This is a genomic window from Paenibacillus thalictri (assembly GCF_004307995.1).
Taxonomy (GTDB): domain Bacteria; phylum Bacillota; class Bacilli; order Paenibacillales; family NBRC-103111; genus Paenibacillus_AF; species Paenibacillus_AF thalictri.
Window position 1 is genome coordinate 13,168 of sequence record NZ_SIRE01000024.1, and the last position, 24,218, is coordinate 37,385.

A 24,218-nucleotide genomic window follows, 5' to 3' on the forward strand; every position below is an offset into this window, starting at 1 on the left:
AAAGTAGCGAAGTGGTCTTTGCTCCCTCGCGAAACGTTCGACGATAAACGAGTCATTGCATTCGCCTGTCAACTTTAATAAGATGAAGAAAGAAGTGAAGCAACAATCGAAGGAAATGTGGGGAGGGTAAGCGAAATGTCAGCCCAAATGAAACTTTCTTTTACCACGCTAGGTTGTCCGGATTGGCCTTTGCAAAAAATCATCGACAATGCCGCGGAATACGGCTTTGACGCGATCGATTTCCGGGGACTGCAGGGTGAACTGGACATTTACAACATGCCGGAATTTACTGTGAACATCGCAGATACGAAAAGCCGTATTGAAGCCGCAGGGCTTCATGTTTCTTGTTTTTCCAGCTCCGTGAATCTGGTCTCCGTGGAGAAATTCGCCCACAACTTGGAAGAAGTGCGGCAGTATGCGAAGCTTTGCGCGTTTTTCGGCGCCAAGTATATCCGGGTTTTTGGCGGCAGGATCGGAGAAATGGACCGCGAGGCGGCGGTAGACGTTATGGTGAAGCATTTTGGCGAGTTGGCCGATGCGGCTCGGGAGCATGGTGCGAAAATTTTGCTGGAAACACACGACGACTGGATTGCTTGCGGCGACGTCAAGACGGTGATGGAACGGACGAACAATGAAGGCGCGGGAGTGCTGTGGGATTTGCACCATCCTTACCGGATGCTGGGCGAGCAGCCTGAACATACATGGAACGAGTTGAAGCCGTGGATCGAATACACCCATGTGAAGGATTCGCGGATCACGAACGCTGCGGCGAACGAGTTTCAATATTGCTTATGCGGCGAAGGCGATGTTCCCCTTGAGCAAACGGTCGCGCTGTTGAGACAAAACGGCTACGACGGCTATTTTACGCTGGAATGGGAGAAAAAGTGGCATCCTTATTTGCAAGATGCTGAAATCGTGTTCCCTCATTACGTGCAGTATATGAGAAATTTGGAAAAGTAACGTCAGAGCATCATTACATATTTACCGGACCGGGGCGTACAGATGAGATCTTCATTTGTACGCCTTTTGGGCTGCTGCAATTACGCCAAAGGAACCTGCAAAAAGCGTATCCTCAAGTATCGGGACATGTGGTACAATGGGAAAACGCCAAATCTTCGCTTGGAGGAAATCATGCCCCCGAGAACGACCTTTTTTATCCGCTTGATGATATTTAGCACGCTGATCGGCACGCTGCCGCTGCTGTTTCTAGGCATATATTCTTTCTTCCAATCGACTTCTGCGGTGCAAACTAAAGTGAATGAAGCAAACGTTTTCATTTTGCAGCAGTCGCAAAGCCGGGTGGAGCAAATTTTGAAGGTCATCGACCAAGTAACCGGCCGTTATGCGGAAAGCCCGCTTGTCGTGAATTCTGTCTCACAGCGGCTGGAAATCGGCGATTTTCAAAATATCGACCAGTTGGTGAAGGGGCTGCTAGGCGTACAAACGTACGAACTTGGCGTAAAGGACACGGAACTGCACAGCTTGCAGCAAGGATGGTACATCAAAGACGGCGGTTTTTATTTCGGTCCCGATTTGACGAAAAAGCCGATCTTGTTGAATACGGCGTACAATTCGCGTTGGGTTCCGGAGCAAGACGGGGCTTTTCAAGGAATTAAGCTGCTCAAAACGATTCCGGCGCAAGCTGCCGAACCCAAGGGGTATTTGTCCGTCCGCGTCTCCAATACGGAGCTGGCCAAACTGCTTACGGGCGGTTTCTCCAGCCGGGAAACGATGATTATCGACGACCAGCTGAACGTCATCGTTCACAGCAACGCGGAGAGAATCGGTGGAAGTATCGCCGGAGAGCCATGGTTGGAGCCGCTGCGGAATACGCCGGAAACCCATGGTTACTTCAGCAGCACGTTGCTGGGCAAGCCGTACAGCGTAATTTACATGCATTCGCGTTACAATAATTGGACTTATGTGTCGGTTATACCGCTGGAGGAAGCGAGGAAGGAGTCGGCTTCCATCGGCTGGGCGACGTTAACCGCTTGTGTGCTGCTGTTGTTGTTTACCGCCTTATTGTCATATTGGGGCTCCAAACGGATGTATTTCCCGGTGCGCAGCCTGATGGAAGTGACGATGCGCCACAGCAAGCCGACCGGCGGAAGCACAGCGGCCAAAGACGAGCTGCAGTGGATCGGCACCCAGTTCACCTCCTTGCACCAGTCCAAAGAACAGCTGGAAGGGCAGATGAAGATGCAGTCGGGCCAGCTCTTCGATTATTTTATGCTCAAGTTGTTTCAAGGCGAGTTGCACCGCAGCGAGCTGGAGGAAAAAACGTCGCGTTACCAGCTGCCTGTATGGCGCCATTATGCGGTGCTGGTGCTGCAGATCGATACGCTCGATCAGACGCGGTACCAGGCGAGCGAGCAGGATTTGCTGTTGTTTGCCATCAACAACATCGCCTCCGAGCTGATCGAACCCCCTAGACGCCTTCACGCAATGCCCATCGGCAATTACCAGGTGTCGCTTGTCGGCAGCGACGCGGAACATCATATGGAGCTGCTGGGTGAGTTCAGCAGTCTTGCGGAGTCCGCGCAGCGGTCGGTGGATCAATATTTGGGGCTGAAAGTGAGCGTCGGAATCAGCCGTCCGTTCGAGCAGATGTATGCCACGCCGCAGGCGTTTCTCGAAGCGAAGGAAGCGCTGCAGTACCGGATACGTCTCGGGGAAAAGGCGATTTTGCATCTCGACGATCTGAAGCCAAGGCAAGCTTCGGGCCATTATTATCCGCATCACCTGGTGTCGGAGCTTACGCAAGCCATTGCTTTTCTGGACCGGGATAAAGCTGACGAGCTGCTTCGGCAGTTCATTCAGGAAGTGCTGCGCGTGGAGACGGATCCGAACTTGTACCGGATGTCTTTTGCTATGCTGCTGACCGATCTGGCCCGGGTCATCTACGATGCCGGGGATACCGGCGAGATGTTTATCCGCGATCACGGCAACGAATACGAGCAGCTGCTCAGCTTAAAAACGCCGCAGCAAATCGAAATCTGGTTTAAGCATCAGATCATCTATCCGATGATGGATCTGGCCCGCAAGCGTCATGAATCATCCGGCAAAAGCATTTCGCGTTCCGTCATGGACTTGATCCACGAGCATTACGACAGCGACTTGACGCTGGAGCAGTGCGCGCAGCGGCTGAACTACAGCACGCATTACATCCGCCGCATATTCCGCAAGGAAACCGGGATGAATTTCAGCGATTATTTGGCCGGCTACCGCCATGATATGGCTAAGAGCTGGCTCAGCGGAAGCGATATGAAAATTACCGAAATTGCAGAAAAACTGCAGTACACCAACGCGCAAAATTTCATCCGCCAGTTCCGCAAGCTGGAGGGGATGACGCCGGGGCAATACAGGGAGCAGCAGCGGGCTTGATGTGAACGTGTGCATGAATTGCGTGGATGCGAGCAGGCGTGGATGGCCTGTGTGAGCCCGCCAGCATCACATGGAGTGAAGCGAGCAGGCGTGCAAGGCCTGTGTGCATGTGTCAGCACCACATGGAGTGAAGCGTACAGGCGTGTGTGCACGTGCCAGCACCACATGGCGTGAAGCGAGCAGGCGTGCAAGGCCTGTGTGCACGTGCCAGCATGACATGGAGTGAAGCGTACAGGCGTGTGTGCACGTGCCAGCACCACATGGCGTGAATCGGGCGGGCGGTGCATGGCCTGTGTGCATGTGCCAGCACCTTTGAAATTTGGCGGCTCCGGCGAAAAAAATTTCCTTGCGCGGTGAAGCAGGCGCTTTTCAGGGGAAAGGTTGGAGCACATACATCTCAATGTTCTCAGGTCAGCGATAAATGGTTGGTATTCAGATCTCGTATTGACTGCATTAGCGCAATCATATCGGGTTCATGGAGTAAACCGGAACCATAACATGTTTGATCGCAGCAAATGGAGCGATTTTGGAGCGATTTCGATTCAACTTGATGAAAGTTGATCTTTGGTTAGCTGCCTGTAACGGAGATCCTCATCACTATGGTTAGCCTTATGTATGCGAGCGTCATGCTCCAACGTTAACGGACAGGAGCGACTTTATTTGACAGAAAAATCGGGGTTTGCCTTTTTAACGGACAGGTACGCTGTTATTTGCCCAAAAAAGCCGGAGAAACCGCGATGGTAGGCCGAATAAGTGCGCCGGTGTCCGTTACATGCAGCCAACCTCAGATTTGGTTTATATTGCGGCGCGCATGTCCGTTAGAGAGGGGGCTTCTCCGTTGGGTGATGCACAACGGCCAGGTGTTGCACAATGAATCGTGCGGCTCTCATTCAGTCCGTTATCCAGCCGAAGGGGTTCTATGTTCAGAACGGGTCGCGACGCATCAAAGAAGCTAAATCATTCCTGTGACGATTCCCGTGACAATACTCTTGGTTCATCGACTTCTTATCCTGACAACAGTGGCATCCCTCTCTCTATCCCGCGTAAAAAGCAACTCGTCTTACAGAATCAGGCACATGTTTGCCAAGCATTTGTGCCTGATTCTTCTTTTCACTCAATGAAACCGTTTACATGGAAAAAAATAATTCGCATATATGCTTGCCATGTTGAAATTCCTTATACTGTTCTGGAAGAGAGAGGAGGGGTGAGCTTGAATCAGCAAATCGGTTCCAAACCGAATATTATTCTGATCACCACAGATACGCAGCGTTGCGATACGCTGGGCTGCATGGGCAGCCCTTATGCGGTGTCCCCGCATCTTGACCGGCTTGCGGCGGAAGGCGTATTGTTCGAAGAGGCCTATACCGCGTCGCCGGTATGTTCGCCGGCGCGAAGCAGTTTGATCACGGGACTTCACACGCCGGTGCATGGATGTATCGAGAACGGCATCAAACGCAAGGAATCGTTCCAAACGTTGCCCGATTTGCTTAAATTGCAGGGCTACACAAATATGATGATTGGAAAAACCCACTTTGGCCCCGTGCCGGAGTCGTTTGATATTGTCCACGAAGTTTCCGGGGAGAAAAGCGCCGATGCGGCATCCGACAGCTACGCGCAATTTTTGCAGCCGCACGGGGTGCCACGAGGAAGTCACGGGCCGCAATCAAGGCCAGAAGAGCTGCATATGGAAGCTTTTCTGATTGACCGGACTATCGAGGAGTTGGAGCGTTTCCGGCAAACGGGAGACGGTCCTTTCTTCAGTTATTGCTCCTTGTTAAGCCCACATTCGCCGCTGGATCCACCGGGAGATTGGGCGCATCTTTACCGCGGCAAGCCGCTGCCTCCGATCGACTACCGTCCTGGGGATATCGCCGCATTGCCGGTTCAAACCAAACGCCTGCTTGGTTTTTTGGGAGGCGAGGCCGAAGCGGAAGCCGCCCTTCAATCGCCTGAGATGCAACAAAAAATCGATGAAGAACGGCGCTTATATTACGGCTTAGCCGCATTCACTGATGCGCAAATCGGGCGGCTTCTCGATTATCTCGATGCCAGCGGTTTGCGTGAGTCGACGCTTGTCATCTTCACCTCCGACCATGGGGAGCAGTTGTACGATCACGGCTTCAGCGACAAGCACAATTATTACGACGCGACTTGGCGTGTGCCGATGATTATGAGCATGCCGGGAACGCTGCCGATGGGGGAAACGCGGGATTTTGCCGTGTGGACGGATATTACCGCTACGATATTGGGCGCTGCCGGCATTCACAGCAGGTACGTCCATGGCCACGATTTGTTTCACCCGCTCTGTCGGGGAGAACGGTCACCGCGCCACTGCGCGGTGGGTACGCTGTACCGTTCGGCGGCTGTTGCTACAAAACGCTGGAAGCTGGAGTATTATTTTGAAGAGAGAGAAGGAAGGTTGTACGATCGCCTGAATGACCCTTCGGAACGAACCGATCTATTTGGCAGCATCCAATACATGGATATCAAAAACGAACTGTTAGAAGCGCTACTCTCCTGGCGCGCCAATTTGTCGGACATTGAATATTTGACGGAAGTAACCGGAGGCGGCGGCCCGGTTGCCCGTCGTATCGCTCCGCATACGCTAGGAATGAGCGGAGAAGACAATGAACGCCGGTTAAGCGAAATGGCCCAGAGGATTGAGGAAAAAACGGCGCTCTAAAGCACCTCGTCCGCAAAAAAGATCTATTACGACAAGCGGCGCACCTGACGGCGCAGCAATGGCCATTATGGTGCGTCCGGCTGCAGCAGCCGGGTTGAGCGCTGTGCCTGTAATCAAGTGCAGCGCCCGCCAACCCCGGCAATTGCATTCATGTACAGCACCGCCAACCGCGGGAATTGCAATCAAGTGCAACACCCGTCAACCGCGGCAACTGCAATCAAGTGCAGCACCCGGCAGTAACAAAAATGTATTGCGCTGGAATGACGGGCCAGACAGCGGTTAAAATCCTCTCCTCAGGCGAGCTGTGCCTGAATTTCTTTTTATTGAAATCGCTTTCATCGCAAAGCATATTTCGCATATATAACCTCAACAGTCCTTTTATTACAATATAACCAACTGTTTGCGTGGTAATATCAAGCTGTTGAAAGACAAAACGTGCGGCATTCAGTGGTGACGCCATGTGGAAGGAAAATAACGCTCAATACCTATCGTTCCAATCCGCTATCGTTTCTTCATCGGCATAAAATACGCTTTGCATGTATCCACACTAACAACTTGAGAAGGGGGTACCAGCCATGACAGTCAAACCAAACCAACCGAATATCGTTGTCATCATGAGCGACGAGCAGAGCTGGGACACACTCCGTTTCCACGGAAACACCGCTGCGATTACACCGCATCTGGATGCGCTTGCGAAAGACGGCATCTCGATGGATAAATGTTACACGCCATACCCTTTATGCTGTCCGGCGCGGGCCAGCCTGTGGAGCGGAAGAATGCCGCACGATCATCATGTAATGGGCAATTGGCGGCATGTAAGGCCGGAAATTGCAGATGACGGTTTGGTGAACCGGTTCCGGGACGCGGGATACCATACGATGTATACGGGTAAATGGCATGTACCCGGCACGTCGCCCAATCGGTTTGGCTTTTCCGATCTGGCCGCTATTCCTGCCGCGCCAAAAGGCATTGACCGCGGCAGGTTCATCCTGCCGTACCGCGAATATGCCGAAGCTCAAGGATATGTGCTACTTCCGAACAACATTGAAAATTTAACCGCCGCCGATGCGGAACTGTTGAAGCAGCCGGGGAAAGCGCCGTGCGGAAGGGCGGAAATCGCGCTGGAGCATTATCTTGAGGTGTGGCAGACAAGGCAGTTTCTGGCGTCGATGGACCGCCGCGAGCAGGACCGGCCTTTCTTCGCCGTCTGCTCGTATAATGCGCCGCATTTTCCGATGGTCGTTCCAGCGCCTTATGATACGCTGATTAATCCTGAAGATATCGTGCTGCCGCCGAATTTCTTGACGGGTACGGACGGAAAGCCGGCAGAGGTGCTGGAATCGAGATATTACAAGCACCTGGAGCACTGCGACGAAAGCGAGTGGAGACGGTTTATCGCCCATTATTTGGGCTTTTGCGCACTCATCGACGATCAGGTCGGTGTCATTGTCGATTATTTGAAGCAAACCGGTCTTTATGAAAATACGATTGTTGTGTTTGTTTCCGATCACGGAGATATGATGGGCGCTCATGGTTTGGTGGAAAAAGGGTTCTATCTCCATTACGACGAAGCGCTGCGTGTACCGCTGATTATTGCGGGCGCGGGAATGGCGGGAAGCAGCTCGGATGCGCTTGTGCAGCTGAACGACCTGATCCCGACTTTGGCTGAGCTCACCGGTGTACCGATGCAAGCGGAGGGCATCGACGGCCGCTCCTTTGCCGACGTCGTGCAAGGACAGGTCACCAGACACCGCGATTACGTCACGTCCGAAACGTTCAAATGGAACGGGGAGGAAAGCGGCAAAGGCGAATATACGCCGCTCACCGGTTTTAATCCCGATACGGACAGCGTCAACCTGTCGATTCGGACGGATGATTGGAAATATATTTTCCGCTACCGGGATATAGAGGAACTGTACGATGTGAAGGCGGATCCATACGAAAACGACAACGCGGCTGGAAGGCCGGAGCAGGGCGGGCAGCTCCAGCAGATGCGCAGCTTGTTGTATGAAGAGCTGCAGGGCAGCAGTCCGTTTTTGGCGCAGCTGCTGGAGCAAAGACTCATGGCATGAGCGCGGACATATGGGATTAAACTTAAAAATTTGCAGCATACACACATAGAGAGGCGGCTGACCGGCATGCCAGCACCACACATTTTACTCATCACAACCGACGAATTGCGCAAGGACACCTTAAGTTTATACGGTAACGAAGCTGTGCAGACCCCTTATCTGGACCGTTTCGCCCAAAGCGGTATCCGCTTTGACAAGGCATACAGCGTCAGCCCGTGGTGTTTTCCTTCGCGCTGCGCGATCGTGACGGGCCGGCTTCCCCATAACACCGGGGCTTACAGCAATTTTCGGCCGCTTGAGCTGGATAAGAACATCCCCAACCTGTTTACCGAGCTGAAAAAAAGCGGCTATAAAACAAGCGTTCACGGCAAATGTCACTTTGTTCCCGTGCCTTACGATCAAACGCGACCGGATTTGACGCTTTCGTACGAGCCGTTCCGCGACTATTATATGAGTCTTGGCATCGATCATCTGGATTTGCAGGATGACAAGCAGGTTTCAGTCTGGTTTTATGACGATTACGCCAAGGAGCTTGATGAAGCCGGATATCTCAAAGCTTACCGCGACGCTACTTGGAACGTAGAAGGCAACCGTAAAGTGTTTCCGTTCCCCGGACCCGACGAGTGGCATCCGGACAGTTGGGTCGGACAGAAGGCGGTCGAGTATTTGGAAGACTGCGATCCCGATAAACCAAACTTCACGTGGGTATCGTTCAGCGGTCCGCATTATCCGTTTGATCCGCCGGAGTCGTATTTCAGCCGGGTCGATATGAGCAAGGATAAGCCGTGCAGTGTGCTGGAAGGCGAATTCAGCGATCCCAGCCGCATCCACCACCGCAGCTACTATGGCAACGGCCGCGGAGTAGTGGACGGCGCGGGTGTGGCGCCGGGATATGCTTGCGCCAACTATGACGCCGATTATTGGCACGAGCTTCGCACAAGCTACTACGCAAATATGGCATTGATCGACGATCAAATTGGTCGTATACTAGAAGCCGCCGAGAAGCGTTTTGGCGGCAACGTGCTGGTCATTTTTACGGCCGATCACGGGGAAATGCTGGGCAACCACGGCATGTGGGGCAAAGGCGATTGCGCTTACGAGGATGTGCTTAACGTTCCGCTGCTTGTGCGGTATCCGGGCGAGCAGCACGCGAGCTGCACAGATGCGCCGGTGATGCTGACCGATATTATGGCTACTTGCTTGAAAACGGCAGGCGCGAATCCGCCTGAGACGGACGGCCGCGATTTCAAGGAAAGCATCGCTTGCGGCGGTTACCCTTACACGTTCAGTGAAGGCGAAGGTTTTGCTTCGGTCTGCGACGGCCGCTGGAAATATGTCCATGCGGTGAAGATGGGCCGGGAGTTTTACGAGCTTTTTGATCTGCAAAGCGACCCTCAGGAATTTTATAATGTGATAGATGCTCCGGAGCATGCGGCTGTTGTCGCAGAGCTGAGGAAACAGCTGACGAATTTATTTATGAAGAAGCTGCTCGCCTGACGGGCGGATCTTCTGAACAAACGGCTGAGTGAGCCGAATCGCAATAGAAACAAGCACATTAGACCAGAAATGGAGTGAACATCATGAAAAGGCGAAGCATCTTCTACAAATATTTGCTTTCCTATCTGCTTATCGGCTCCATTCCCGTTATTGTGCTCGGTTGTGTATTGTATGGCAATTCGGTCAGCCAGTTTCAGAAGGAAATCGCCAGCTTTCATATTAGCAAGATGAATCAGGCCCAGCTCAATATGGACAACGGCATCTCTTCGCTGCAGAAGGTAGCGCTGCAAATCTCAATGGACAGCAAGCTGTCTCCTTATTGGATCACCGAAGGATACCGAGCCATCGAAACGACGGCGCAAATTAAGAAATATAAGGAAGGCAACCCGCTCATTCGGGAAATTTTTTTGTATTACCGCAATTCCGACATGCTGCATACGTCTTCAGGGAGCTTTTCTACGGATTCGTTCAAGGAATACATGTTTAACGACTTCGGCTGGAATAAGCCGTATTTCATCGATCAGCTGAATGCCGCCGATTCGCAGCGGATCGAGGGTTCCATGTCGGACGATGGACATGGCGTTTTTGACGGCAATAATACGATGGCGATGTTTATCCCCATTCCGCTGTATTCATCGACCCCAACCGGCGTTGTGGCCATCGCGCTGGAAGGCTCGATGTTGACGGGCACGGTGCAGCAGGTTGTCGGCAACTCGGATAGCGATACATTCATTTTGGATGCGGCGGGCAAGTTTTTATCCGTAGACAACCGGGGCATTCAAATTTCTCAGGAACAGCTTAGCAAGCTGATTCATGAGCATCAGTCTCCCGGCATATACGATTTCGAATATCGCGGTACGCCGTATTCCTACCTGGTTACCCGTTCGGAGAAAACACATTGGAGTCTCATCTCCATCGTGCCCAAAAACGAACTGTTTCGCAGCGTGAACCATTTGCGTTATTTTATGATCGCCATTCTTGCCGTGGTCGCTCTTGCTGCGGTTGCAAGTGCAATTATTTTAAGCCGGCGTAACTACGCGCCGGTGCGGAAGCTGCTCAACCATGTCACATCGGCGCTGGCTCGTCCCGGAGAGACGGAGGAACCGTCGCTCAGCGGGGAATGGGACGTGATTCAGCACACGGTTAGCCGGACTATCGAAGCGAATCGGCAGATGGCTTCCAAGCTGCACGAGCAGGGGCCTTTGATCAGACAGCTGTGGTATTCGCGGCTGCTGGATGGGACACCTTTGGAGGAAGAGGAAATTCAGGAGCTGAAGATACTGTCCGGCTGGAAAGGAAGCAAGTTTGTTGCTGCTTACGTGCATCTTAGAGGGCGCAGCGAGCTGGAGCCGGGGGCAAAGGAAGCGCTTTCCTCCATGTATGAGACGCTTGTTTTTGCCGGCGGGCAGGGCGTTGGTGTCGAATTGCATCAGGACGATGCCGTTTCATGGATCATAAGTCTGGAAAATGTGATCGACGGCAAGCGGGTATTGGCCCAGAAGCTGCTTGAGCTGAGCGAGCTGGCAAACTCACGTTTTTCGGTGCAGCCCATCGTTGGCATTGGCGGCATTTACGACCGACTGCTGGATATTCACCGCTCGTTTATCGAAGCGAAGGGGGTTATTCAATATTTTCCCCATCAGGACAGCGCGCGGGCAGTTTATTTTGATGAATATTTCACTTTGTCGCCAGAACAGTTCTGGTATCCGCTCGAAGAGCAGGTGCGCTTATCGCAATGCCTGCTGCACGGCGACGCGTCGCTGGCTGAAGAATCGATCCGCCGGTTATTTGCCAAAGTCGCGATTATGGATCAATCTCTTGAAATGATCCGCTGCATTTACTACGACATCATGAATATGGTGATCAAAACAGCTAACCAGCTTCATGCCGACAACGTCCGGGAAGATATTCAGAAGCTGCTGCAATTCCAGACCGTAGAGCAGCTGGAAACCCGGCTGCTGGCGTTATGCGGAAAGCTGTGCGAGCATGCGCTCCAGGCCAAAACCCGGAAAAACGAATCGGTCATTTCGGAAATCACGCTGTATATTCAGGAACGCTTTTGCGACAGCGCGTTGTCTTTGGAGGCGGTGGCGGAGCATTTCGGTATGACCACCTCGTATTTAAGCAAAATATTCAAACAGGAGACCAACCTGACGTTCACCGAATATTTGAAGCAGCTGCGGCTCAGCGAGTTCAAGCGAGGGCTCGTGGAATCGGATAAAAGCATCAAGCAACTGGTCGTGGAAATCGGCTATTGGGATGTACCCAGCTTCTCGCGGATGTTCAAGCAAGCCGAAGGCATGACGCCGGGCGATTATCGCAAGCTGCACATGGGGTGAGTAAGCTTTTTACGCTTAAAAGGGTTGGGGAAATGCAATATACCCGGCCTATGCTGCTGCCGCAAGCTCGGACGCGTTAGCGCAGCTATGTAAGAAAAAGTTTCCAGTAATCCCACGCTTTTTAAATAATCGTTCAAATCGTGTGGATGAACTTTGACACAGATACCGATGCGACAATATAGTTGAAACAATACTTCATGGATAATCCTCGATCTTTCTGAAGTATTATCATTCAGTAGGTCGAAGGAGGACAACAATGTTTCTAGGTTTAAATCATCTGGAGACGAGCAGAATGCATAAGTAAAATCATAAGTAACAGGGCCGATCATCGGGGATGGGTCAATGACACCAACTAATTCGTTATTGTCAAACACAAAATTATGGACACCGGTATCTCCGTGCAGTAGGTATTTTCCTTCCGCTTTGGAAATGTCTTCGATTAAAGATTTTACTTTGTGATAATCTTCAATTGACAGTACATTTCCAAGGTTATTCCTTGCGCTTTCCAAGCTCCGCTCGTTAAATTCACGCCATGATCCTCGCAGAGATCCCAATCTTCCCCACCCCTCTGGTTGAAATACTTCCCTACTTTTTCAAGCTCATTCATTACATACCCTATTTTCTTTTCATCCAAATACCAGTTTTCTTTGGACGTTCCCGTCTTATCAATAACCGGACATACATAAAAAACGGTTTCCCGTGGAAAATCAATTTGATACGTCAAAAGTGATCTTCGTGCATGATAGTTTTTGCAAACTTTTTCTTCAATCAAAAACTTAGGAATGCGCTTATCTAGTTTCGGCTCCTCAATTTTCAAGAGGGATTCGAAGTCAGATACGTCTCTTCATAAGCGTAACGGAAAACCTTTTGAAGACTATAAATCGTCAATAAGAGTTCTCTATTTTGACATCAAAGTCTGATTGCTGTTCAACATAACCCGCTTATAATGTAGTCATAACCATGAGGTAGGAAAGGAGATCTTCGGTTTAAATGAGCGAAAACCACCATGCACCGCGGCAAGCCAGCAACAAAAATTATACGGCTGCCATCGTCACCATTTCATTGATCGTAAATATCGTTATATTACTTTTGTTCTTCTCACCAATTGGCTACAAGGGAGAGATCGATTTCGACCTTACCATCTTCCCAAGAATCAATGGGGTGTTGAACAGCTTCACCTTCATCTTCCTGCTAGCCGCGTTGATCGCGATCTTACGGAAGAACGTAAAGCTTCACAAAGGGTTCATTCTCGCCGCCTTCTCTTCTACACTGTTGTTCCTTGTCATCTACTTAACGTTCCATTACATGTCTTCGGAGACGGCGAGGTTCGGTGGTGAGGGCATTATCCGACCGATTTATTTCTTCCTTCTGCTCTCTCACAGTATTCTGGCGGCCATCATCGTGCCGCTCGCCTTGTTCACTCTCGTATGGGGATGGACTAACCAGTTGCATAAACATCGTAGAATCGCCCGTTGGACGATGCCGATCTGGCTATATGTCAGCTTAACCGGGGTTGTCGTGTTCCTAATGATGGAACCTTATTATTAAGGGGAATCGAGAACTGAAATAGAAGGCAACTCCGCATGGGGTGCTATTGTTAGGAGACGTTATTGCTTATCTTCTTGGGCAGATCCGCCACCTAACGACAAGGATGTTTCTAATATTGCTTCTCCACTTCCAATGTTGATCGTCGAATACATGGAATAAGTCAACATGCCAAATTTACAACAAGGTATTGATGATGATTTATTCACTATGGATTTATCAAAGGCTGCCGGTAGATTCGGCAGCCTTTGCGTATTTTTTAAGTTAATTTCTACGCCAATTCAAACTAAACGGCCCGTTAAGCCTGCTTAAGATACAAACTCACTGGGAGTTTCATATCAGGTCTCACAGTCGAAGGGAATTCTTCTATAACGATCGCCCCGAACCCTTTATAAAAAAAAACTCTGAATTCGGATCACTCTTTATTCTGATGTGAAGAAAATTATTATCCATCGCTAGTTGGTTGACTAAGAAAACTTTATTTTCATCAGACACCGATACGCCATCACAACAGCGGTAATGGCTGTTGCCACCAGAATTGAAATCGCTTACATATGGAGTGTTCTTTCGCATATTTACGTAAACCCCGCCAATTCAGCATAATACAATCAGGAATCAGGCCGCCAAGAATCGGGAAACTCGCAAGGAGGTGAATTTTGACTTATGAGCAACTCGACTTTGAACACATTGCCGGAGCGTCCGGCAAGCCGGAGGACCCGGCGCGGGATCGACTGGAAGTCGTTTACACGCAACTACGATTTGTATTTGATGCTCGTTCCGGTGCTGATCTATTATATTATTTTTCAGCTGCAGCCGATCTACGGGCTTCAGATTGCGTTTAAAGATTTTTCCGCTTCGCTTGGCATATGGGACAGTCCGTGGGCGGGTTTTACCCACTTCGAGCGATTCTTCTCGTCTTATTATTTCGGCAGGCTGATCGGCAATACGATCGAAATCAGCTTATACGCACTGGCCGTCGGTTTTCCGATGCCGATTATGCTGGCTTTGCTGTTAAACGAGATTCAATTGATGAAGCTCAAAAAGTTTGTCCAGAACGTTACGTATTTTCCGCATTTCGTATCCGTCATCGTCGTGGCCGGCATGATTAATGTTTTTACATCGCCTGACGGCTTCGTAACAACGATAATGTCGTGGTTTGGTGGGGAGAAAGCCAGTCTGCTGACCAATCCAGATTACTTCAAGACGATTTACGTTATATCGAATGTATGGCAGCATACCGGGTGGTCTGCGATCATTTATATCGCGGCGCTGGCCGGCATCAACCCGGAGTTGTACGAAGCGGCAACGATGGATGGAGCCAGCCGGTGGAAAAAGATTATCTACGTTTCCATTCCGGGCATTTTCTCAACGATTGTGGTGTTATTTATACTGCAAATCGGCAGCTTGCTTGACGTCGGCTTTCAAAAAATATTGCTGCTGCAAAATCCGCTAAATTTGGAGGCGAGCGACGTAATTTCCACTTACGTATACCGCACCGGTATTTTGCAGGGCAACTACAGCTTGTCGACGGCCGTTGGACTGTTCAACACGCTAATCAACGTCACGTTGCTTGTTATCGCCAATACGGTAATCAAACGTCTGACAAACAACAGTCTATGGTAGGAGGGTTGACGTGACGGAACGAAGCAAATGGGCAAACGCTGATTTCTGGTTCTCCATTGTCCTTTATATTTTAATCACATGTATCACGCTGTTTGTGCTGCTCCCGCTGCTGAATGTGCTGAGCAGCTCGTTCAGCAGCCCTTATCTGGTAGCGCAAGGGCACATCTGGTTTTGGCCGCAGGCATTGACACTGCAATCCTATGGCAAGGTGTTCGAAAACGCCAGCGTGTGGATCGGCTACCGCAATACGCTGCTGTATACGGCGCTGGGCACGTCGATTAACGTGATTTTGACCGTGCTGGCGGCATACCCGCTGTCCCGTTCGGATTTACGCGGCGGCAAGGCGATTCTGGGGCTGCTTATTTTTACGATGTATTTCCAAGGCGGCATCATTCCGACGTACCTGGTCGTCAAGCAGCTCGGCATGGTCAACACGGTCTGGGCTATGGTGCTGCCGGGTGCGATCAACACGTTTAACCTGATCGTCATGCGCACGTATTTTATGAGCACGCTGCCAAAGGAGCTGCAGGAATCGGCTTTTATCGACGGCTGCACCAACGTGCGGTATTTGTGGAGCATCGTACTTCCGGTGTGCAAGCCGATCCTTGCGGTCATCGCGTTGTATTATTCGGTCCATCATTGGAACGATTTTTTCCAGGCGCTGATTTATTTGTCCGATGCCAAAAGGTATCCGCTGCAGCTTGTGCTGCGGGACATCTTGATCTCTTCGAAGGTGGACGATTTCGCCACGCTGGACAATGGGTTCACCGACCGGCTGTTTCAGGCGGAAGGCATCAAGTATGCTATGATTGTCGTAGCCAGCTTGCCGATGCTTGTTTTATATCCGTTTTTGCAGCGGTACTTTGTGAAAGGCGCATTAGTAGGGTCCGTTAAAGGCTGAGCCGGCGCAGGAGAAACGCAGCTTGTCAGCAGCCTGGAACATATAACATATAAACATTATGGGAGGTCAAAAGGATGAAGTTAAAGTTGCAACAGAAGCAGGTTTTGGCATTATCCACCGTCGTCCTGCTGTCGGCAGGCGTGTTGGGTTGTTCCAAAGAGGCGGCTCCGGAGGCGAAGCCGGCGGCCAACGCCAACAAGGTTGATCCGTCCGCTTTTCCTATCGTCAAAGACAAAGTTACGCTGAAAGGGTTTGCCCGCAAAGATGCGCAGCTGGGGGACTACGCGCAAATGGCTTTGTGGAAGCAAGTGGAAGAGAAGACGAATATTCATGTCGATTGGACGACGCCGGCCCTGCAGGATGCAACGGAGAAAGTGAACTTGGCCATTGCCAGCGGCGATTTGCCGGACTTCTTCATCAAGGGTGTTATTCCGCAGGATGATGTGATCAAATACGGTTCCCAGGGCATTCTGATCCCGCTGGAGAAGCTGATTGACGGGTACGCCCCGAATTTGAAAGCGCTGCTCGCCAAAAAGCCGGAGATGAAAGCGGCGATTACCGCGCCGGACGGGCACATTTACGCATTGCCGCGCATTATCGATTATGACTTGATCGGCATTCCGCGTTTTCCGATGCTGAACATGACCTGGACGACTAAAGTAGGCATGCAGGTGCCAAAGACAAGCGACGACCTGTATCAGCTGCTGAAAGCGTTCAAGGAAAAGGATCCGAACGGCAGCGGCAGCGCCGACGAAATCCCGTATTCCGCTCACAACCTGGATTGGGCGATGCGCGGACTGGAAGGAATGTTTGGCCTGGAGCGCAATCTTGACTATTACACCAATGTGGACAGCGCAAACAAACTGCATATTTGGGTGACGGACGACAAATACAAGCAGCTGCTCCAGTACGCGCACAAGCTGTATGCGGAAGGTTTGATGGATAAAGAAATATTTACGCAGACGGATCAGCTGTACTTCGGTAAGTTGGCCGCCAACCGCGTCGGCTTCACTCCGCTGCTGACCGCTCAGAACGCCGGCAAATTTGCCAAAGATTATAAGGGCATCACTCCGCTCAAAGGACCGGATGGCGACCAATTGTGGAATATGCGCCAAGACCCGAATACCGGCGGAGCCAAAGCGGCAATTACGAAAGCGAACAAAAACCCGGAAGCGACGATGCGTTTGCTTGACTACTTCTACGGCGACGAAGGAGCAACCTTGCTGTATATGGGCGGCCAAGAAGGCGATACGTACACCAAAGCCGGCGACGGCACGTTGCATTACAAGCCGGAAATTTTGAACAGCCAAAAAGGGTTTGCCGTAGAGGTTGGCGCACGGACGATTTGGCCAGGCGGCATGGAGTTCGGATATTACACCGAAAAGCAGCTGAGTCCGATGATGGAAGGAACGACAAGACCGGACGACTTCAAGACAGTGAAGGATTACATTACCAAAAACCATCATTCGATGCCGCTGCTGGCGAAGGAAAAGCAGGACCAAATCAACGGGCTGCGCACCGATATCGACACGTACATTAAAGAAATGCAGGCCAAATTTATTATCGGCGACGCTTCCTTCGACACCTGGGACAAATACAAGGACACTTTAAAGAAGATGGGCATCGACAAGCTGGAAGCCCAATATCAGGACGCGTTAAACACGCTGGTAAAAAAGTAAAAGCAGCTTAGCTGCCTGACAGGAGCTAAAGGAGGGGTCACATTGGCTTTACAACGGGGAAAAGCAGTCATCGATAAAGATGTTACGATAGCCCAAATCGATCCCCGCATCTATGGAGGTTTCATCGAGCACATGGGCCGGTGCGTCTACGGCGGCATTTACGATCCGCAGCACGCGGAGGCGGATGAGAGCGGCTTCCGGCGGGATGTGCTGTCCATGGTGCAGGATTTGCAAGTGCCGATCATCCGTTATCCCGGCGGCAACTTCGTATCGGGCTTCCGCTGGGAGGACAGCGTTGGCCCGAAATCAGAGCGCCCGGTGCGGATGGATGCCGCTTGGAAAAGTATCGAGCCAAATCAGGTCGGGCTTGACGAATTTGACGGTTGGGCGGGCCGCGCCGGCTCGGAGGTGATGATGGCGGTGAACCTCGGCACCCGCGGCGTTGAAGCCGCGGCGCAGCTGCTGGAATACTGCAACGTGCGCGGCGGCACCGCCTTCAGCGAGCTGCGCAAGCAGCACGGCCGCTCGGAGCCTTATGGCTACAAGGTATGGTGTCTAGGCAATGAAATGGACGGACCGTGGCAAATTTGCAACAAGTCCGCCGAAGAATACGGCACTTTGGCCAGAGAGACCGCCAAGGTGATGAAGCGGATCGATCCTTCGATCGAGCTTGTCGCTTGTGGCAGCTCCAGCATCCATCTGCCGACATTCCCGCAGTGGGACGCTACGGTGATGGAGCTGACTTACGACGTAGCCGATTTCCTCTCCGTTCATATGTATCTGGAGAACAAGGAAGAGGAACTGGACAATTACGCGCTGAAGGCCATTCATATGGACCGTTATATTGAAGCGATAACGGCGACCTGCGATTATGTGAAAGCGAAGAAACGTTCGGACAAAGTAATGTACCTTTCCTTTGACGAATGGAACGTCGTACCCGGTACCTGGAAAAAAAACAACGCCGAGCCGTGGATCTTCGCGCCGGCGCTTTGCGAAGGCAATTATTCGATGGCGGCCGCCGTAGTGTTCGGCAATATGTTGATTTCGCTGCTCAAGCACAGCGACCGCGTAAGAATCGCTTGTCTGGCTCAGCTCGTCAACGTGTTTGGCCCGATCATGACGGACGCAAGCGGTGCTGCCTGGAAGCAAACGGTATATTATCCGTATCTGCACGCATCGCTATTCGGCAGAGGGATGGCGCTGAACGTGATGGCGCAAGTGCCGGGCGTTACTACCCGCGATTTCACGGAAGCGCCGATGCTGGATTCCGTCGCGGTGATGGATGAGCAGACGGGAGATATTACGATTTTTGCCGTCAACCGCAGTGTGTCGGATGAACTGGAGCTGTCCGTTGAACTCCGGGGTTTCGGGGAATATGGTGTGTGCGAGCGGATCGTGATGCGCAGCGAGGACAGCGGCGCGTTCAATTCGGCGGCACAGCCGGATCTCATCGTGCCGGAGCAGCTTGCGTCGCAGCGGATCGACAATAACGTATGTACGGCCACGCTTGAGCCGATGTCGTGGAACGTGATCCGCGTTAGGCGGACCGCGAGGTAGTTTTCCCTGAAGCGCTTTTTGTTCAAATGATATCGTCAAACCATCAGGGGGAGCCGCGTGGTCGCTTCTCCCTGATTTATTTATGTAAACAGGGGATGATGGGCAATGAAACCAAATGTGCTTTGGATTTGCACCGATCAACAAAGAACCGATACGCTGGGCTGCTACGGCAACGAGCTGGTGCATACGCCGAATATCGACCGGCTGGCCTCCATGGGAACGCTGTTCGAACGTGCTTATTGCCAAAGTCCGGTGTGCACGCCTAGCCGGGCCAGTTTTATGACAGGCAGATATTCGCGGACGACGCGGCTACGGCAGAACGGCCAGAAGATGCCGGCCGACGAAAAGCTGATTTCAAAAATGTTTGCCGAGCAAGGATATGTGTGCGGCCTCGCCGGCAAACTTCATCTGGCGCCGTGTCATCCGGACGTCTGCAAAGGCGTGGAGGAACGCATCGACGATGGCTACCATGCGTTTCATTGGTCGCATGCCGTAGGCGGCCATTCGTGGGCGCTGGACGAATACTTGATGTGGCTCGACAAAAAGGGATCGGCGCTTAAGCGGGACCCGATCCCCGGCGTGCGGCAGACGTTTTACGGCAACGACCCCGAGGAGCGCCAGGGCACTTGGTGCACGGACGAAGCGCTGGCTTTTATCCGTGCCAACCGGAAACACGGCAATCCGTGGTTTTTCTCGCTGAACTATTACGATCCGCACCATCCGTTTGATCCGCCCAAAGCGCTGATGGATAAATATATGGCGTTGTCGGAGCAAATTCCGCTGCCGAACTACACGGAAGGCGAGCTGGACGATAAACCGCTATACCAGCGGATCGACAGCGAAAGCGCGTATAACTTCGTGCCGATGTTCCGCTTCCGGGACATGTCCGAGCTTGAACACAGAGCTGCCCGTGCCTCGCAATGGGCGATGCTGGAGCATCTCGATTCGCAGGTCGGGCGGCTGCTGGATGAGCTGGAGCAATCCGGAGAACTGGACCATACGATCGTTATTTTTATGTCCGATCATGGGGAGATGTTGGGCGATCACGGGATTTATTGGAAGGGTCCGTATTTCTATGAAGAGCTGGTGCGTGTTCCGCTGATCGTTGCTTGGCCGGGCCAAATCAAGCAGGATGTGCGCAGCAAAGCACTGGTGGAATTGGTGGATATCGCTCCTACGCTGCTTGCCGCCTCCGGTCTGCCTCTGTATCCGGGCATTCAGGGCCGTTCGCTTTGGCCGCTGCTGATCGGCGGGACCGACGTGAATATGCACAGGGACAGCGTGTATTGCGAATATTACAACGCCCAGCCGTGGCATCCCGATCTCCCCCCGCAGTGCACGATGGTGTTTGACGGCCGATACAAGCTGGTCCGGGTGCATTCGACAGCGGACGGCGAGTTGTACGATCTGGAGCTGGACCCGGGAGAAAGCCGCAATTTGTACCGCGATCCGTCCTACAGCGAAATCAAGGCGCAGCTGCTGGAACAGCTGACGGACCGGATGGCCTGGACCGTCGACCCGCTGCCGGAAAGATTGGCCGAGTGGTGATATAGTTCTTTCGGCTGCACCCGTTATTAGCCGCTTTGTAAGCCTGTTTCGACGGATGATGTCATCCGATGCACACTATGCAAGTGAAGGTAAGTGATGCAACCCGCTGGCATCGTCCGTAGAGCAGGCATTAAAGCAGGCAATATCATACATTTCCCATTTGACGTATAAATCCGCCCGCCAATTCCAACTGCCGCTCCGCAAACTCCATATCGCCGCGTCCTGCAAGCGCAAAATCCAAGTTACCTAATGTGGACATCAGCGTCCGAGCAATCAAGGCAAAACTAAAAGCATGGCGCTTGGCTTCATTGCCGACGTTATTCCATACGAAGTTGAATGTCGGCTCCTCCATTCCGCCTAATAAAACAAGATTGCCGACATAGGAAGCGAGATCCCAATAAGCGGGCATTCGCGACATATCTTCAAAATCGGTCCAAAGCCAGCATGCGGGGCTTGGCAGCAAATTTCTTCTGTGGGCGTCGCCATGGCACGGTACAAGCTGCCGGGTTTCCGTACGCATCTGCTCATCGATCCGCTCGAACGTTTGCAAAAGCGCTTGTACGCGTCGATCGGATTGCTGCCGCAGTCTCGCTGCCGAAAGGCACGTTTGTTCCCAAACGCCAAGTTGGGGAAGCTCTTGAGGGAAATCGGCAATCCCAACGGAGAGAGCCGATACAAGTCCAAGGGCTTCCGGCGACGAAGGTGACGGCAAATTCACTGGGGGGACGTAGGTCCAGAACGTTGTCCAGATGCCTCCGATATCGTGTGGTTTTGGTTCTATAAGGTTTGTTGGCAAAAGTACAGGGACACCTTTGGCATGCAGATGGCTGACGGCCTGAATTTCCCGATCAAGCATCCTATATGCTTCATACGGGTACTCTTGCGAACGAACCACGGCCATTCGCGCCACCACCGGATGGGGCGCAAGATGAACAATCAGGTTCCCGCCTTGGCTTAGCACGTTAGGAGTTATTCCGGTCAGTCCCATTTTTTCAACAGCAAACAACAGATTGGATATTAGTGCATCTATCTCCATTTTTCACCACCATAACTAAAGTAATAATTAACTTAAGGGTAACATCAAAACCGCCTTCTCCGTTGGTACAAAATGATTACTATTTAAATGGAACCATTATTTCCTCATATAATCTTTCGCGTTCCATCCCGAGCATAAACGGCATAAACCCCAAGGATAAGCCTCTCACCCCCGGAATCCACTCTTACCGCTCTGTCTTCAATGATTATTCTCAAGGCCGCAAGTGATTATCTCCCCTAAAATGAACCGTATTATCCTTGTAATTTTTTTAGATTCTCCCGTAGTTTCCCGTCTGTGATGCTAGTAGAGCGCTGCTGATTATTGAAGGCAACTTGCAGCGCGGATATGCTGTGGCTATCAACTTTCAACTTGAAGCAAGGGGGACGAGAAATGGTGGAAATGACTTCTGCGCCGGTAACCACGGCCGTCAGGAGCAATGCCCGCCGAAGGTTAGCACGTCTGATGAAAAACAGGTGGCTGTATCTGATGGCAATTCCGGGAATGCTCTACTTTATTATTTTCAGATATGTTCCGATGTGGGGACTGCTGATCGCTTTTCAGGATTATCAGCCTTCGCTTGGCATGCTGCACAGCAATTGGGTCGGGTTCAAGCATTTCGAGCGGTTTTTCTTCGACGCTTCGTTTGCGATGCTGTTCAAAAACACACTGATCCTCGCCGTGTACAATCTGGTGTTTTTTTTCCCGCTGCCGATCGTTCTGGCATTGCTGCTTAATGAAGTCCGCAAAGAAGTGTTCAAGCGGACGATCCAGACGATCGTATACATTCCCCACTTCGTATCGTGGGTGGTCGTGGTCGGGATCTCGTACATTTTTTTCACCACAGAGGGCGGTATTGTTAACGACATGTTGGCTTCCGCGGGTTTTCCGAAGATCGAGTTTCTGATTTCGTCGGAATGGTTCCGTACGATGATCGTATCACAGGTGATATGGAAGGAAACCGGCTGGGGTACGATTATTTTCCTTGCCGCGTTGGCCGGAGTTGACCCGCAGCTGTATGAGGCCGCGAGAATCGATGGGGCGGGACGCTTCCGCCAGCTGTGGCACATCACGCTTCCGGCGATCCGCAGCGTCATCGTGATCTTGTTTATTTTGAGACTAGGCTCCTTCTTGGACACGGGCTTTGAACAAGTGTTTCTGATGCTGAACTCGATGAACCGCGATGTCGGCGAAGTGTTCGATACCTATGTGTATAACGTCGGTATTCAGCAGGGGCAATTCAGCTACAGTACGGCCGTTGGCTTATTCAAGTCGCTTATCGGGCTGGTGCTTGTTGTCGGTGCAAACCGGATGGCCAAAAAATTTGGCGAAAGCGGCTTATATTAAGACGAGCGTGGATGAACGCTTGTATGAAGACAATGCTTACGAAGCAGCTTTACTTCGTAAAGCTCAGCAACTGCTTACGAAGTGAGCTTTACGAAGTAAAGCTCGTAGGAGGAATAAGTTGAAGATGGTCCATAGAGGAATCGGCAGCCGCATTTTTGACGGCTTGAACTACAGTTTCTTGACCTTGATCGCGCTGGTGACGATCATTCCGTTTATTTACATCGTAGCGGTGTCGTTTGCCGAACCGGAAGAGGTGCTGCGGCGGGGGTTTATCCTTGTTCCGACGACCTATTCGCTGGAAGGGTACAAATATATTTTCTCTACCATCACGATTGTGCACAGCTTGTTTGTGACGATTGGCATTACCTTGGCGGGTACTGTGGTCAATTTGCTGTTTACTTCGCTGCTCGCTTATCCGCTGTCACGGCAGGACTTTGACGGTAAAAGAGTATGCATGATGCTTGTTGTGTTTACGATGCTGTTTAACGGTGGCATATTGCCGACTTTTCTGGTCGTCAAGTCGCTGGGGCTGCTGAACAGTTACTGGTCGCTGCTGCTGCCCAATGCGATCAGCGCGTTTAACTTGATTGTGGTGGTCAGCTTTTTCCGGCAGCTGCCGGAAGGGCTGGAGGAAGCGGCCAAAATCGACGGCTGCAACGATCTCGGCTTGCTCTTCCGCATCGTGCTGCCGTTATCGGCTCCGGTGCTCGCGACTTTTGCTTTGTTTTACGCGGTGGGGCATTGGAACACGTTTTTCAGTGCGATCTTGTACATCAACGACGCCAAAATGTGGCCGATTCAGGTGTGGCTGCGGCAAATCGTCATTTTGTCCCAAGGCGGGATCGGCGACTCGACGCAGTTTGATCAGAACTTTGTGGCGCCTCCGCCGCAAATTATTAAGATGGCCGTTATCGTCGTATCGACGGTGCCGATTTTGCTGGTGTATCCTTTCCTGCAAAAGCATTTTGCCAAAGGGGTACTGCTTGGCTCGGTAAAAGGTTGAGACGGTC

18 protein-coding genes are annotated in these 24,218 nt (G+C 51.6%); 14 read left to right on the forward strand and 4 right to left on the reverse strand.

Annotated features, from left to right (window positions below):
* Positions 1-135 precede the first annotated feature (135 nt).
* From EYB31_RS28845 to EYB31_RS28855, 3 genes are all read left to right on the forward strand, one after another.
* Entirely contained in the window at positions 136-960 is an 825-nt protein-coding gene (locus EYB31_RS28845) for a sugar phosphate isomerase/epimerase family protein (protein WP_240762973.1), read from the forward strand.
* A 171-nt stretch (positions 961-1,131) separates the two neighbouring features.
* Entirely contained in the window at positions 1,132-3,384 is a 2,253-nt protein-coding gene (locus EYB31_RS28850; RefSeq protein ID WP_165452670.1) for a helix-turn-helix domain-containing protein, read from the forward strand.
* A 1,210-nt stretch (positions 3,385-4,594) separates the two neighbouring features.
* The gene (locus tag EYB31_RS28855; protein WP_165452671.1) at positions 4,595-6,067 is read left to right on the forward strand and encodes a sulfatase family protein; all 1,473 of its coding nucleotides are present in this window, start codon (positions 4,595-4,597) and stop codon (positions 6,065-6,067) included.
* Positions 6,068-6,284: 217 nt separating this feature from the next.
* Here EYB31_RS28855 and EYB31_RS40400 read toward each other — a convergent pair whose 3' ends face one another.
* Positions 6,285-6,527, reverse strand: coding sequence for a hypothetical protein (locus tag EYB31_RS40400; protein ID WP_165452672.1), 243 nt, complete (start codon positions 6,525-6,527; stop codon positions 6,285-6,287).
* 115 nt (positions 6,528-6,642) lie between these two features.
* On the opposite strand from EYB31_RS40400, the gene EYB31_RS28860 reads away from it, so the two are divergent.
* From EYB31_RS28860 to EYB31_RS28870, 3 genes are all read left to right on the forward strand, one after another.
* Complete coding sequence (locus tag EYB31_RS28860; protein ID WP_131016956.1) at positions 6,643-8,139, forward strand: sulfatase-like hydrolase/transferase; 1,497 nt, start codon at positions 6,643-6,645, stop codon at positions 8,137-8,139.
* Between the two features lie 66 nt (positions 8,140-8,205).
* Entirely contained in the window at positions 8,206-9,636 is a 1,431-nt protein-coding gene (locus EYB31_RS28865) for a sulfatase-like hydrolase/transferase (protein WP_131016957.1), read from the forward strand.
* Between the two features lie 83 nt (positions 9,637-9,719).
* Positions 9,720-11,975 (forward strand): helix-turn-helix domain-containing protein, encoded by a 2,256-nt coding sequence (locus tag EYB31_RS28870; RefSeq protein ID WP_131016958.1) that lies wholly within the window; start codon positions 9,720-9,722, stop codon positions 11,973-11,975.
* On the opposite strand, the gene EYB31_RS41025 is transcribed toward EYB31_RS28870, so the two are convergent.
* On the reverse strand, positions 11,951-12,349 hold the full coding sequence (locus tag EYB31_RS41025; RefSeq protein ID WP_240762993.1) for a hypothetical protein: 399 nt from the start codon (positions 12,347-12,349) through the stop codon (positions 11,951-11,953). The genes EYB31_RS28870 and EYB31_RS41025 overlap by 25 nt on opposite strands.
* A 74-nt stretch (positions 12,350-12,423) precedes the next feature.
* Positions 12,424-12,792 (reverse strand): hypothetical protein, encoded by a 369-nt coding sequence (locus EYB31_RS40690; RefSeq protein ID WP_206105507.1) that lies wholly within the window; start codon positions 12,790-12,792, stop codon positions 12,424-12,426.
* Positions 12,793-12,965: 173 nt separating this feature from the next.
* Between EYB31_RS40690 and EYB31_RS28885 the strand changes: the two genes are divergently transcribed.
* From EYB31_RS28885 to EYB31_RS28910, 6 genes are all read left to right on the forward strand, one after another.
* Positions 12,966-13,523 (forward strand): DUF420 domain-containing protein, encoded by a 558-nt coding sequence (locus EYB31_RS28885; protein WP_131016959.1) that lies wholly within the window; start codon positions 12,966-12,968, stop codon positions 13,521-13,523.
* Between the two features lie 660 nt (positions 13,524-14,183).
* A complete protein-coding gene (locus EYB31_RS28890) occupies positions 14,184-15,143 on the forward strand; it encodes an ABC transporter permease (RefSeq protein ID WP_131016960.1) in 960 nt (319 codons plus the stop codon).
* A gap of 10 nt (positions 15,144-15,153) precedes the next feature.
* Entirely contained in the window at positions 15,154-16,044 is an 891-nt protein-coding gene (locus EYB31_RS28895; RefSeq protein ID WP_131016961.1) for a carbohydrate ABC transporter permease, read from the forward strand.
* 74 nt (positions 16,045-16,118) lie between these two features.
* A complete protein-coding gene (locus tag EYB31_RS28900; RefSeq protein WP_131016962.1) occupies positions 16,119-17,723 on the forward strand; it encodes an extracellular solute-binding protein in 1,605 nt (534 codons plus the stop codon).
* A gap of 42 nt (positions 17,724-17,765) precedes the next feature.
* A complete protein-coding gene (arfA, locus tag EYB31_RS28905; protein WP_240762975.1) occupies positions 17,766-19,280 on the forward strand; it encodes an arabinosylfuranosidase ArfA in 1,515 nt (504 codons plus the stop codon).
* 105 nt (positions 19,281-19,385) lie between these two features.
* Positions 19,386-20,828: a sulfatase family protein gene (locus tag EYB31_RS28910; RefSeq protein WP_131016963.1), complete on the forward strand. Its 1,443-nt coding sequence runs from the start codon at positions 19,386-19,388 to the stop codon at positions 20,826-20,828.
* A 145-nt stretch (positions 20,829-20,973) separates the two neighbouring features.
* Here EYB31_RS28910 and EYB31_RS28915 read toward each other — a convergent pair whose 3' ends face one another.
* Positions 20,974-21,834: a phosphotransferase gene (locus tag EYB31_RS28915; RefSeq protein ID WP_240762977.1), complete on the reverse strand. Its 861-nt coding sequence runs from the start codon at positions 21,832-21,834 to the stop codon at positions 20,974-20,976.
* A 420-nt stretch (positions 21,835-22,254) separates the two neighbouring features.
* Between EYB31_RS28915 and EYB31_RS28920 the strand changes: the two genes are divergently transcribed.
* Positions 22,255-23,208: an ABC transporter permease gene (locus EYB31_RS28920; RefSeq protein ID WP_420819483.1), complete on the forward strand. Its 954-nt coding sequence runs from the start codon at positions 22,255-22,257 to the stop codon at positions 23,206-23,208.
* A 124-nt stretch (positions 23,209-23,332) separates the two neighbouring features.
* Entirely contained in the window at positions 23,333-24,211 is an 879-nt protein-coding gene (locus EYB31_RS28925; protein ID WP_131016965.1) for a carbohydrate ABC transporter permease, read from the forward strand.
* Positions 24,212-24,218: the final 7 nt, after the last annotated feature.

Bases quoted from the DNA above. Each gene is read 5' to 3' on its own strand.
- EYB31_RS28845 (WP_240762973.1), top strand. From the start codon at position 136: ATGTCAGCCCAAATGAAACTTTCTTTTACCACGCTAGGTTGTCCGGAT.
- EYB31_RS28850 (WP_165452670.1), top strand. From the start codon at position 1,132: ATGCCCCCGAGAACGACCTTTTTTATCCGCTTGATGATATTTAGCACG.
- EYB31_RS40400 (WP_165452672.1), bottom strand. From the start codon at position 6,527: ATGGCGTCACCACTGAATGCCGCACGTTTTGTCTTTCAACAGCTTGAT.
- EYB31_RS28860 (WP_131016956.1), top strand. From the start codon at position 6,643: ATGACAGTCAAACCAAACCAACCGAATATCGTTGTCATCATGAGCGAC.
- EYB31_RS28865 (WP_131016957.1), top strand. From the start codon at position 8,206: ATGCCAGCACCACACATTTTACTCATCACAACCGACGAATTGCGCAAG.
- EYB31_RS28870 (WP_131016958.1), top strand. From the start codon at position 9,720: ATGAAAAGGCGAAGCATCTTCTACAAATATTTGCTTTCCTATCTGCTT.
- EYB31_RS28885 (WP_131016959.1), top strand. From the start codon at position 12,966: ATGAGCGAAAACCACCATGCACCGCGGCAAGCCAGCAACAAAAATTAT.
- EYB31_RS28890 (WP_131016960.1), top strand. From the start codon at position 14,184: ATGAGCAACTCGACTTTGAACACATTGCCGGAGCGTCCGGCAAGCCGG.
- EYB31_RS28900 (WP_131016962.1), top strand. From the start codon at position 16,119: ATGAAGTTAAAGTTGCAACAGAAGCAGGTTTTGGCATTATCCACCGTC.
- EYB31_RS28910 (WP_131016963.1), top strand. From the start codon at position 19,386: ATGAAACCAAATGTGCTTTGGATTTGCACCGATCAACAAAGAACCGAT.
- EYB31_RS28920 (WP_420819483.1), top strand. From the start codon at position 22,255: ATGGTGGAAATGACTTCTGCGCCGGTAACCACGGCCGTCAGGAGCAAT.
- EYB31_RS28925 (WP_131016965.1), top strand. From the start codon at position 23,333: ATGGTCCATAGAGGAATCGGCAGCCGCATTTTTGACGGCTTGAACTAC.